This window comes from Flavobacterium psychrotrophum, assembly GCF_003403075.1.
GTDB lineage: Bacteria > Bacteroidota > Bacteroidia > Flavobacteriales > Flavobacteriaceae > Flavobacterium > Flavobacterium psychrotrophum.
The window spans coordinates 751065-763389 of the sequence record NZ_CP031557.1; the positions used below are offsets into that span (position 1 = coordinate 751065).

General features: G+C 40.8%; 12 protein-coding genes. 7 read left to right on the plus strand and 5 right to left on the minus strand.

The features are described 5' to 3' along the window. Window positions 1-127 precede the first annotated feature (127 nt). Both DYH63_RS03240 and hutH read left to right on the plus strand, forming a co-directional pair. Complete coding sequence (locus DYH63_RS03240) at window positions 128-1627, plus strand: NAD(P)H-hydrate dehydratase (RefSeq protein ID WP_116787434.1); 1500 nt, start codon at window positions 128-130, stop codon at window positions 1625-1627. 68 nt (window positions 1628-1695) lie between these two features. Further along, a complete protein-coding gene (gene hutH, locus DYH63_RS03245) occupies window positions 1696-3204 on the plus strand; it encodes a histidine ammonia-lyase (protein WP_116787435.1) in 1509 nt (502 codons plus the stop codon). 154 nt (window positions 3205-3358) lie between these two features. Here hutH and DYH63_RS03250 read toward each other — a convergent pair whose 3' ends face one another. The 4 genes from DYH63_RS03250 to DYH63_RS03265 all read right to left on the minus strand — a co-directional run bounded on the left by DYH63_RS03250 (window position 3359) and on the right by DYH63_RS03265 (window position 7308). Then, entirely contained in the window at window positions 3359-4450 is a 1092-nt protein-coding gene (locus tag DYH63_RS03250; protein ID WP_116787436.1) for an alkene reductase, read from the minus strand. 91 nt (window positions 4451-4541) lie between these two features. Next, on the minus strand, window positions 4542-5228 hold the full coding sequence (locus tag DYH63_RS03255) for a hypothetical protein (protein WP_116787437.1): 687 nt from the start codon (window positions 5226-5228) through the stop codon (window positions 4542-4544). Window positions 5229-5272: 44 nt separating this feature from the next. Then, the gene (locus tag DYH63_RS03260) at window positions 5273-5752 is read right to left on the minus strand and encodes a hypothetical protein (RefSeq protein ID WP_162926905.1); all 480 of its coding nucleotides are present in this window, start codon (window positions 5750-5752) and stop codon (window positions 5273-5275) included. A gap of 86 nt (window positions 5753-5838) precedes the next feature. Then, on the minus strand, window positions 5839-7308 hold the full coding sequence (locus tag DYH63_RS03265) for a TonB-dependent receptor (protein WP_116787439.1): 1470 nt from the start codon (window positions 7306-7308) through the stop codon (window positions 5839-5841). A gap of 86 nt (window positions 7309-7394) precedes the next feature. Here DYH63_RS03265 and DYH63_RS03270 point away from each other — a divergent pair, with 86 nt between their 5' ends. From DYH63_RS03270 to DYH63_RS03280, 3 genes are read left to right on the plus strand one after another with little or no spacing between them, the layout of a single operon-like run. Continuing rightward, window positions 7395-8159, plus strand: coding sequence for an MBL fold metallo-hydrolase (locus tag DYH63_RS03270; RefSeq protein WP_116787440.1), 765 nt, complete (start codon window positions 7395-7397; stop codon window positions 8157-8159). A 12-nt stretch (window positions 8160-8171) separates the two neighbouring features. Beyond that, window positions 8172-8669 (plus strand): PilN family protein, encoded by a 498-nt coding sequence (locus tag DYH63_RS03275; protein WP_116787441.1) that lies wholly within the window; start codon window positions 8172-8174, stop codon window positions 8667-8669. A gap of 38 nt (window positions 8670-8707) precedes the next feature. Continuing rightward, window positions 8708-9199 carry a hypothetical protein gene (locus tag DYH63_RS03280; protein WP_116787442.1) on the plus strand — a complete coding sequence of 164 codons (492 nt, stop codon included), beginning with the start codon at window positions 8708-8710 and terminating at the stop codon, window positions 9197-9199. Window positions 9200-9282: 83 nt separating this feature from the next. Here DYH63_RS03280 and DYH63_RS03285 read toward each other — a convergent pair whose 3' ends face one another. Beyond that, window positions 9283-10290, minus strand: coding sequence for a membrane lipoprotein lipid attachment site-containing protein (locus DYH63_RS03285; RefSeq protein WP_116787443.1), 1008 nt, complete (start codon window positions 10288-10290; stop codon window positions 9283-9285). A gap of 254 nt (window positions 10291-10544) precedes the next feature. Here DYH63_RS03285 and DYH63_RS03290 point away from each other — a divergent pair, with 254 nt between their 5' ends. Then, complete coding sequence (locus DYH63_RS03290) at window positions 10545-11678, plus strand: cysteine desulfurase family protein (RefSeq protein WP_116787444.1); 1134 nt, start codon at window positions 10545-10547, stop codon at window positions 11676-11678. Window positions 11679-11700: 22 nt separating this feature from the next. Beyond that, window positions 11701-12318 carry a porin family protein gene (locus DYH63_RS03295; RefSeq protein ID WP_162926906.1) on the plus strand — a complete coding sequence of 206 codons (618 nt, stop codon included), beginning with the start codon at window positions 11701-11703 and terminating at the stop codon, window positions 12316-12318. Window positions 12319-12325: the final 7 nt, after the last annotated feature.

A 12325-nucleotide genomic window follows, 5' to 3' on the forward strand; every position in this document is an offset into this window, starting at 1 on the left:
TGGAAGTAGTTAAATATTTGTTGCTGTTAACATTCATATACTTACAAATGTAATAATTTTACATAGCTGACCAAGAGGATATTTCGCTTTTGCGAATATCTTAAAAATACAACAAGATACCGGTTAAATGAAGATTTTTGAAACAATAAACATTAGGCAGGCTGACGAAATTACAATTTCAAATCAGGGAATAGGCTATTATGAACTGATGGAACGCGCTGCACATGAGGCTTTTTTGTGGATAAAAAAGCATTTCCCGGATAAGGAAACTACCTTTCATGTTTTTTGCGGACGGGGTAATAACGGTGGCGACGGATTGGTAATAGCACGCCTGCTGCATGAAGATAATTATCCTGTAAAAGCAGATATGGTAAGCGATGCGGGTAAGCCCACACCGGAGTTTGAAACTGCCCTGCAAAAATTGATTGACAGTGGTATAAAAGATAATAAGGGGGCAGACTACCCGTATGAAGAGGACAAACTAATATATATTGATGCGCTTTTTGGTATTGGCCTGAACCGCGAAATGCCGGAGGGTGTAAAAAGCGTGATCGAAAAGATAAACCAATGTAATGGGCACGTTATCTCTATTGATGTGCCGTCTGGGTTATTTATGGATCAAGATACAGAAATTGCCGTAGAGAGCGATTATGTGCTTACCTTCCAGTTCCCTAAACTGGCATTTTACCTGCCCGGTAACAGCCGCTTTGTAAACCGTGTTGTAGTGCTGGACATTGGCCTTGATAAAGATTTTATAAGCAATACCCCCTCATCATATTTTCTTGTAGACCGTAAAGAAATTAAGCACCGTTATAAGCCTGTGGCGCCCCATGCCCATAAAGGTACTCAGGGGCATGCACTTATTATAGGCGGAAGCTATGGCAAAATAGGAGCAGTGTGCCTTTCGGCGAAAGCCGCATTAAAGTCTGGTTGCGGTCTGGTTACAGCCTACATCCCGAAGTGTGGTTATGAAATAATGCAGTCATATTTTCCGGAAGCCATGGCGCTTACCGAAGGGGAGGAGCATATTTCAGCCATTAATTTTGAGTTTAATCCAAATGCTGTTGGGTTAGGCCCCGGCATAGGGCAGCATCCTGAAACGCAGCAGGCGATAAAAAATTTCCTTGAAAAATATAATGGACACCTGGTTATTGATGCCGATGCGCTAAACATCCTGTCGCAAAACAAAGACTTGCTAACCTTGTTGCCACAAAATACAATCCTTACTCCGCACCCTAAAGAGCTGGAACGCCTGATGGGCAGTTGGGACAATGATTTTGAAAAGCTTGATAAGATGAAAACTTTTGCCGCACAATACAAAGTTATACTTGTAGCTAAAGATGCACATACCATGGTAGTGTATGGCGAAAACATCTATGTAAATTCAACGGGGAATGCAGCACTTGCTACAGGAGGTACCGGCGATTGCCTTACCGGAATTATTACCGGATTACTGGCACAGGGTTATAATGCGGTAGATGCAGCTTTGTTTGGTGTATACCTGCACGGGCTTACTGCAGATATTGCCATTTCTGAAACCAGTGTGCAGGCCTTTACAGCGTCTGACATACTACATTATCTGGGTAAAGCTTACCTTAAAATAGAGGCAGAATGCAGACAGAAATGAAAAGTTATCAATAAAGTTGTTTTTTAATTGCATTTTAGTGAATTTTGGTCTTTCAAAATCTGCCACGCATGGACACTATACATTATATCAGCAGTGATATCCTTTCCCTTGAAAACCTAAACACTATCCTTACACAGGATGTAAAACTTGCCCTTAGCGAAGAGGCCCGCGCAAACATAGAAAAATGCCGCGCCTACCTTGATAAGAAAATGGAGACCCATGAGGCACCCATTTATGGTATTAATACCGGGTTTGGGTCGCTGTATAATGTAAAGATAGATAACGAGAACCTGAGCAAGCTTCAGGAAAACCTTGTAAAATCGCATGCCTGCGGTACAGGTGATATTGTGCCGGATGCTATTGTTAAGATTATGCTGTTGCTAAAAATACAGTCGCTTAGCTATGGTAACAGCGGTGTGCAATTAGCCACTGTAGAGCGCCTTATCGATTTTTATAATAACGATATACTTCCCGTAATTTATACCCAGGGTTCGCTTGGCGCTTCGGGTGACCTTGCCCCATTAGCGCACCTTTCATTACCGTTACTGGGTGAAGGCGAAGTTTTTGCTGATGGTTTCCGTCAGCCTGCTGCTAAAGTGCTTAAAAGCTTTGGCTGGGAGCCGCTTGTGCTTAAAAGCAAAGAAGGCCTTGCATTGTTAAACGGTACACAGTTTATGAGTGCTTATGGTGTGTATATTTTACTAAAGGCAACTAAATACAGCTACCTGGCCGATGTTATTGCCGCCGTTTCTTTAGAAGGTTTTGACGGACGTATAGAGCCGTTTAATGAGCATATACACATTATCCGTCCGCATAAAGGGCAAATTGTTACAGCCCGAAGGTTTAATGAACTGCTTGAGGATAGCGAGATCATCGCGCAGCCTAAAAAGCATGTACAGGACCCATACAGTTTCCGTTGTATCCCGCAGGTGCACGGTGCTACTAAGGATACTATTGATTATGTAAAGAAAGTTTTCCGTACCGAGATCAATTCGGTTACTGACAATCCTAATATTTTTGTGGAGAGCGATGAAATTATCTCTGGTGGTAACTTCCACGGGCAACCGTTAGCGCTTACGCTTGATTTCCTGGGGATAGCCTTGGCCGAACTGGGTAGCATCTCTGAAAGGCGTACCTACCAGCTGATTTCCGGCCTGCGTGGCTTGCCACCGTTCCTGGTGAGCAACCCGGGACTTAACTCAGGTTTTATGATTCCGCAATATACAGCCGCCAGTATTGTAAGCCAGAACAAACAACTGGCCACCCCGGCGAGTGTAGACAGCATAGTATCGAGCAATGGGCAGGAAGACCACGTAAGTATGGGGGCGAACGCCGCTACAAAAACACTTCGTATAATAGAGAACCTGGAGCGTATTTTAGCTATAGAACTTATGAATGCTGCACAGGCTATTGAGTTCCGCCGTCCGCTGAGGTCGAGTGATTTCTTAGAGATGTTTGTAAGCTCGTACCGCGAAGAAGTGCCTACTGTAACCGAAGACCGCATTTTGCATTACGATATAGAAAATACGCTTTCATTCCTGCACAACCTTCAGCTGGATGAAAGTGTTTTTGAATAGATTTTTAGAATTTAGACCGTACTACTACCTGCAAGGTCTCTAAGACCTTGTAGGTTTTAAAGTAGTATCAGGTATCCTGAAATTTTAGATGCTTACAAATTCTTCGATATTTTAAAGGAGCTGAAAACATAAAGTCTAAAATCCATAATATAGCTTATGCAAAAGGATAATCCGTGTATCCCTTTTCATCGGCGCTATAAAACGTGCTTTCTTCAGGCTGGGTAAGGTAGATGCCATTTTGCAGGCGATAAGGCAGGTCTGGATTAGCGAGGAATGCCGTACCAAAGGCTACCATGTCTACTTCGTGGCTTTCAATAGCAGTAATAGCTTTGTCTTTAGTAAAGCCACCATTGTCTATCAGTATGCCCTTAAAATAAGCTCTGATTGTTGAAATTAATTCAGCACCACGTGGAGCCTGTTTTGCTGCATTAGAAAAAAGATGGACGTAAAGTAATCCCATTTTATCAATTTCTTTAGCCAGGTATTCGTAGGTTTCAAATACTTCATCGGCATCATAATCCGGCATGCCGTTAAATGTGTTATATGGGGAAAAGCGTATACCTGTTTTTTCTTTGCCTATGGCATCAGCAACAGCTTTGGCAACTTCTAATACAAAACGGGCACGGTTTTCAACACTGCCGCCATACTCATCGGTACGTTCGTTAGATTTTGGATTTAAAAACTGCTCCATCAGGTAGCCATTAGCACTATGCAGTTCTATACCGTCAAAACCGGCTGTAATGGCGTTTTTAGCTGCTGTTACATATTCCTGTATGGTATCTATTACTCCTTCGGGGCTTAGTGCTTCAGGTGTTTCGGTAGGTAGCACCCCGGCGTTATCCGTCCACATCTCTGTACCCGAATTTATAACACTTGGCGCTACAATTTTTGCTCCATCGGGCAGGTTGTCACTATGGGTAACACGGCCAGTATGCATAAGTTGTATAAATATTTTGCTGTCTTTAGCGTGTACGGCATCCGTTATTTTTTTCCATCCCTCTATCTGTACATTGCTAAATATTCCGGGAATACGGCTATAGCCCAGGCCGTTTGGCGATGGCGAGGTGCCCTCTGTAATGATAAGCCCCGCCGAAGCCCGCTGTGCATAGTATTCGGACATCAAATCGTTTGGGATATTGTTAATAGCCCGAGAACGCGTCATGGGTGCCATAACGATACGATTACCAAAAGAAATATTTTGGGTGTCAAAAGGAGTAAAGAGGATAGGTGTTTTATCTGTTGACATTATTGATATAATTTGCAATGAGTATATGCAAATTACAAAAACGTTAAACGGTGTGCGAGCACTTTATGAGTTCTTTACGATTGCCAGGCGTTTACTTAATAAAGAAACCCGCTATTTTAGGATTTTTCTCATCGGTAAAAGTAACTTTGTAATTAACAGAAAGGCTGTCGATAGGAGTATGTGCAAATACATTTACAAAATGCACACCGTTTACTTCCAGAAATTCAAAGCCGTCATCCTGTATCTTATTTGTTTTTGCGAGTATAGTTTTTTGCTTTTCAAAAATATCCCTTACTAATATATCAAATGCTTCTTTTGTTACAAATTCTGGATCTGCCATTGCATACATATTATTGTATTTGCCTTTTTTAATCAGATTGATAACTTTGTTACCGTCTTTAACAAATGCGCCAACACGTTCCATATCTTCCATCTTATAATCGGTGGTTTCGCTTTTTGATTCAGATTTTACCGTAACCCTTATTGTGTTTTTGTCTTTGCGCTGTTCTTTAGTCAAAGCATCAAAAAACAATTTTGCACACTGCGACGAAACCAGGGCGGCAGGATAACCATCTTTAATTGCCTTTATGTTAGCAACTTCAAGAGTGTAAGCATTGATGCTTTCTTTGCCTGATACAGCAGATGCCACACCTACTTGTATGTCTTTAGTTCCGCAGTAGGCTGATATTTCGGGTATTGCTTTTGTAAGTGGTTCTGAGCCGCAGCTGCTAAATAATGATAATGAAAGCGCAAGAACAATATAAATAAGGAATTTCATAATTGGGAGTTTGTTATTCTAACTTCAAAAGTAATTAATTATTGCTAGCATCCACATACACCATAAACAGTTTTTGTAATGGCCTGGCCGTCGCTGCGCTTTACGGTTATTGTGCCGGTTTCTTCCATTACTTCATAATTTATTTTTCTTGTTTGCCTTGTTTCAATACTCATTTCAAGATCTTTAGCCCTGTATGTGGTAAAAGCACTAAGGCTATCTTTTTCCTGATGGCTTACCTGCTTAAACTTTACCATAGTACCGTTTATTTTCATAAAGGCAATCTCGGCAAAGTCGTTAGCATATAAATACCTGTTGTTTTTAAAATCAAGAGAGTCTGATGAAAACAGGCACGAACAGCCGTCAATCTCAGAAGGAACATCAGTAAAAGAGGTAAGCAGTAGTGCCGGCATCTCTGGTATTGCAGTGGTTTTTTCAGGTTCAGTTAAGGTGGCAGGTTCCTGTTTTTCCTTTTGGCAGGATATCAGCAGGCTTGCCGCTGCAAGAATAAGTAATTTTTTTCTCATAAGTAAGGTAGGTTTGCACATCTAAATTTTAGGGCATAAAAAAACCGCCATAAAAATAGGCGGTTTTTTCTTACGATATAAAAATATTATTCCTGTTCAGCAAGCTGGCGTTTAGGGTCGTAGCCAAACAGATGGTTTTCTTTAATAATTTCTGCAATACCGGCAGGCAGCATTGGTTCCCAGCCCGGTTTTCCCTTATTTATCATTTTAAGTACCTCACGGCTAAAGATGTTCAGGTTGTTTACATCTACTTCAGGTATATCTATAACCTTGCCGTTAAACTTAAAGAATTTGTAAAGTTCCTTCATCCTTGGGTGTACCATAAGGTTTTCAGAGTCTATTACGTTGCCCTCTTCATCTTTCATAGGGTACAGGTACACTTTAAGGTCGCGGTAAAATAGTTTACCAAAGGCTTCCAGTATGCCTCCGCTAAGGTGGCGGTAGTACTTTTCATCAAAAATATCTACAAGGTTGCTTACGCCCATGGCAAGCCCCATGCGTGCTTTAGTATAAGCACTAAAGTACTCAACCACTTTGTAGTATTCCTGAAAGTTAGAGATCATTACCGTTTGACCAAGTGAGCAAAGTAGCTCAGCACGATCCATAAAGTCGCGTTCATCAATTTCGCCCTCACTACGCAGGTTGCTCAGGGTAATTTCAAAAACTACAAGTGTTTTCTCAGGGTCTACCTTATTTTCTTTTAAAAAGATCTGATGTGATTTTTCATACATATCCATGTTTACCTTAGTAACAGGACGGAAACTTCCCCTTAGGGCGAGGATGTTCTTTTTATATAGTATGGCGGCAGGTAATACGTTATGCCCCTGCGGGTCAAACATCACCGCATCGGTCATGCCGTTTTTAACAAGTTGCAGGCTCATTAGCCTGTTATCAACATCGGCAAAACGCGGACCGCTAAAATTTATGGTATCTATCTCCAGCTGGTCTTTATCCAGATGATCGTATAGGTAGCGTAGTAATTTTTTAGGGTCATTATATTTGTAGAATGCGCCATAAATAAGGTTTACACCCAGTATGCCCAGTGTTTCCTGTTGCAGGCGGGCATCATTTTCTTTAAAGCGAATGTGCAGGGTAATCTCATTATAGTCTTCATCCGGTTCTACCTGGTAGCGTATACCTACCCAGCCGTGGCCTTTAAACTGCTTGGCAAAATCTATGGTGGCTACGGTATTAGCATAACTAAAAAACACTTTTGTAGGGTGTTTTTCGCGGTTTAGCCTTTCTTCCATAATGCGCACCTCATGGCCCAGCATTTTTTTAAGCCTGCTTTCGGTTACATACCTTCCGTCTTCTTCAGTGCCGTAAATGGCATCGCTAAAGTCTTTATCATAGGCACTCATTGCTTTTGCAATAGTACCTGACGAACCACCCGAACGGAAGAAATGCCTTACGGTTTCCTGCCCGGCGCCTATTTCTGCAAAGGTGCCGTATATATTCGAATTGAGGTTTATACGCAGGGCCTTGTCTTTAATAGAGGGCACGTGGGCTATTATGCGGTCGCCCTTAAGGGTAATTTCGTCTTCTGATAATTTCATTGCGCTGAAAGATATGTTGCAAAGTTAGGAAATCACTGCGTTTTATAAAACAAATAATGCTATTTTTGTATTTAAAATACACTATTTTGAACGTTTGGTTTCTTGGTACCGGTACATCGCAGGGCATACCCATTATTGGCAGTACGCATCCTGTATGTTTAAGCAGCGACCCCAGGGATAAGCGCCTCAGGGTTTCGGTTTGGTTATCCTGGGAAAACTATTCATTTGTAATAGATTGCGGCCCCGACTTCCGTCAGCAAATGCTTACAAGCGGTTGTACAAAGCTTGACGGTATATTATATACACACGAGCATGCAGACCATACTGCAGGGCTGGACGATATACGCCCGTTTTTCTTTCGCCAGGGCGACATACCCATATATGCCCATGAAAGGGTAATTGAGAGCCTTAAAAAACGATTTGACTACATTTTTACCGAAGGCGAAAAGTATCCGGGTGTGCCTACAGTAACCATCAACACGGTACATAATAATATGCCTTTTGTAATTGGCAACAAAATGGTTACCCCTATAAAGGTGCTGCATGGCAGGCTGGAAATTTTTGGTTATCGCGTTGATGATTTTGCTTACCTGACGGATGTAAAAACGGTACCCGATGAAGAGGCTGCTAAGCTGAGTGGACTTAAAGTGCTAGTGGTTAGTGCGCTGCGCATAGATCCTCATGAGTCGCACCTTAACCTGCAGGAAGCGCTGGATTTGATTGCAAAGATAAACCCGGAGAAAGCTTACCTTACCCACATTAGCCATATGCTGGGCTTTCATGAAGAAGTCGAGGCCATGCTACCCAAAAATGTATTTTTAGCTTACGATAACTTACAAATCACTTTATAATTTTTTTATTGTATGAAAAAGAACCTCTTTTTATACCTGTTTGTTTTTGCATTCATCATTTGCATTTTTACCTATATGTTTTATAACGGCCAGCAAAAGCACGACCAGCAGCGCATAGAAACGCTGCAGGGGCAGCTTAAAGCGGCACGTGATAGTGTAAAAAGCAACACTGCCGGAGATGGTTTTACCCTTAAGGATAATGATAACGCAATAGACTATTTTGTTGATAAGGGAATTACTGATATTGATGCGCTGATACTGAAAATAAAAGACGGTATTGCAGATAAAAATACCAACCCACAAGGTAACCCACTTACCGGTTATGAGCCTGTAAACGGACAAAAATTCCTTATTAACAGGGTGCAGATAATAAACAACCGCTGGATTATTGCCGATTTTAGTAACGGTACTGCATGGGGCGATGTGCTTATACGCTATTTTGTAGAAGATAACGGCACCATTACTTATGAGACAATACAGTCTGTACTTTACGGTGGTACCGTAAAATAATTTTTGTAAATTAGAGTTAGTTTTTTAAAGAACAGAACATGAAGAAGCCATTGATATTGCTTGCCTTTTCGCTAAGCCTTTTTTCCTGCGATTATATTTTAAAAAAGCAGGATAAAGGTGCTGATACCGATTCTATAGGCAAAGAAAATGTGGTAATGGGTACCGATAAAGATAAGAATGGTTGTGTGCTGTCTGCGGGCTACCGCTGGAGTGTGCTAAAGAATGACTGCATAAGGCCGCTTGAAGATGGTTACAGGCTAAACTCTGTACAGCAGGTAGAAGATGAAAGTCCTGTAAAGAGTGCTTTTGTAATTTTTGATGAAGATAAAAAACATGCCGAATTATACCTGCCCGATACTAATGCCGGTATTATTATGGATGCCGATGGAAAAAATGTTTTCAGGAAAGGTAAGTGGTCATTACATTCAGATAAAGGTTATTCTCTAAAGCAAAGCGGGCAGTTACTGTTTGTAGGTGCGCAGGCCGTAAAAGAAGGCCAGGTAACCGGCGATGAAGACGAACAGAGCTAACAGTTATATAAATTGACAAATAAAAAAATGTCCGTAATTCATAAAGAGTTACGGACATTTTTATTTATAGTTACGAGCAGCAGTTAGTTTGCTATCCTACCCAGGTAATAATAGTCAGCAAAGTCGCCGGTACTGTCAGGGAAATTAGGCTCAGGATTAAAGAATTCTCCACTACCAATATTAGTTCGGTTATAAAAAGCAATATCCTTTGCTAAATATACATCATAATAGTATGCACCGCTTATAAGGCTTCTTTTTAGCACCACATTTCCAGATGTTGCTACCCAACGCGATTTTTCGGTAGGGGTAACGGGTTTATTTCGGGTACATATTCCTTCAGAAGTCATGCCGTTTCCTGAATAAACGGTTATTGTTATATTATTTGCTGTTGCAGCAGTAAGGTCAGCATTTAAAGGAACTTCTATTACATCTTCTGTGCCTGCATTATTAAGTGTGCCGGGTGCAAATTGCAGTAAGATAGACTGGTTGTTTTTTATCCAGTATTTTAAATTACTGTTATCTTCGCAGATCGAAAGGTTAATTGGGTCACTTTCATTATCATTGGCAAAGTTTAATGTTACTCCCATTGATGTAGTTACTGTATTTAGGTAGTTGTCTTCAATACGTATGGTTTCTCCATCTTTGGTAAAAGTAGCATCGGTAAGCGTTATAGAATGAATAAAGGTTATTACACCTTTAGAATCCGTCTTTTTAGTTGTAATTATACCAAGGTTTCCCGTTCCCTGCCAACGGTCTTTTATGGTTACAGAAGCGTTGCCTGTAGCATTACAAATATTGTCACTTGTAACAGTACTGGTGTAAACCCTGTATTCTAAAGCATTGGCTCCAAGCGCTATGTTTCTGCTTATGGGGTCGCCGGCGCTATTTTTTGCACTTTCTATATTAACCAGCGGGGTGGCAGCCAGGTCTATAATCAGTGCCTCAGTGCCTGTAGTCATTATATAAGTTCCTGTCTTAAGGCTACATTCTTTTAATGTACCCGTAAAGTTAAACTTCTGGAAAGTCATTTCGCCATCATCACAGCCGGTTAATAAAATCAGTGCGACAATAAAGCAGAATATCTTTTTCATGTTGGTATCAATTTTAAGCAAAAATACTATTTTAAACGGTTTGGCGAAAGTTTTTAGCAAATAGCGGGAAAAGGCCTTTGGTGTAGTTTTTAGCTATCAGTTGCATTGATAACGTTAATCTTATAAAGCTATTGTAACAGAACTGTAACTTCAAAAACCAATTTGCTTGATTACCGGTTTGCTTTTATTTTGTTTCTTATGGCAATTAACGCGATAATGGCATAACACATCAAAATTAAGTAACTTTGTACGCAATGAAAAAAGCTTATCTTGATAATGCGTCTACCACAGCGCTGCGCCCCGAAGTTATAACCGAAATAACAGCAGTATTAAATGATGTATATGGTAATGCGTCATCTACCCACAGCTTTGGCCGCACAGCTAAGGTGGTGGTAGAAACAGCACGCAAAACCATAGCCTCGCTTATTAATGCAGAGGCACGCGAAATTATTTTTACGAGTGGCGGTACAGAGAGTAATAATTTTATTTTGAGGAATGCTGTACAGCATCTGGGTGTTAAGCGAATTATTAGTACAAGAACAGAGCATCATTCGGTACTGGTTACCATTCCGCAACTTGCACAGGAGTTTGGGACAGAAATTGTATATCTTAACCTGTTACCGGGCGGACAGCCAGACCTTAGCCAGTTAGCAGCATTACTGGAGCATGAAATCCCTACCCTGGTAAGCCTTATGTATATTAATAATGAAACCGGTGTGGTACTCGACCTGCAAAAAGTGGGGCAGCTTTGCCGTAACAATAAAGCCTATTTTCATAGCGATACCGTACAGGCGGTAGGTAAAATAGAACTTGATCTTAAAAACCTTCCGGTAGATTTTATAACTGCGAGTGCCCATAAATTTCACGGTCCTAAAGGAGTGGGTTTTGCCTATATCAGAAAAAATATACTGATGTATCCTATAATTTTTGGTGGCGAGCAGGAAAAAGGCGTGCGTCCCGGTACTGAGGCAAACCATCAGATAGCAGGCATGGCTAAAGCGCTGGAGCTTTCATATAATAATTTGGAAGCAGAGCGTAAACATATTTTAAGTATAAAGAAATACCTGTTACAACAACTCGATGAAAATTTTACGGGTTATAAAGTAAACGGTGCTGCGGCGGGCGATGAGTTGTTTTACAACCTTGCTAATATACAATTGCCCTTAAGTGAAGATAAAACAGCCATGATACTCTTTCATCTTGATATGCTGGGTATAGCAGTATCAAGAGGTAGTGCGTGCCAGTCCGGCAGTGTGCGGCCATCGCACGTGCTTAAAGAAATTTTGCCCGAAGATGAAATTAAAAAACCATCGCTGCGTATTTCATTAAGCCATTATAATACTTTTGAAGATATAGACCTGCTTATTGCAGCGCTTCAAAAAATATAAGCCTATAATTAAACCAACCCTAATGAAAAGAAAACTACTAACGTTTGTATCAGTCTCATGTATTACAGCAGCTTTTGCACAGCAAAAAGGAAGCTTTGAAATGGGAGCCGGCATTGGCTTTAGCGGCTCAAGTATTTATGGTGATAATTTTGACCCTGAAGTGCGTAATGGCTTTAACACGGCTATTTCCGGCGAATATTATTTCTCAAGAGCATGGGGATTAAAAGCTAAAGTAGCTTATGATCGTAAGGGATATGACCAAGTGCCCTTACAACATGAAGGATACATATATGCTACTAATTACAGTATGGATTATATTACCATACCCGTAATGGCCAACCTGCATTTTGGAAGAACCAAGAACTGGTATCTAAACTTTGGACCTTATGTTGGATTTCTGGTGGCTTCAAAAGAAGAAGGGTTTGATACCCCAACTACCGGTATGTATAATAAAACAGATGCAGGATTAGCTTATGGTATAGGGGTAAAAATACCTGTGGGCAGCTTTGTGAAAATTTTTATAGAATTTGAAGGACAGGGTGGTATGGCCGATGTTTTTAAAAATACAGATGCCTTTTATCGTAATACTACAACCAGCAGGGTAGCCTTTAATACAGGCATAAACTTTTTGCTTCAATAGTAAAAAC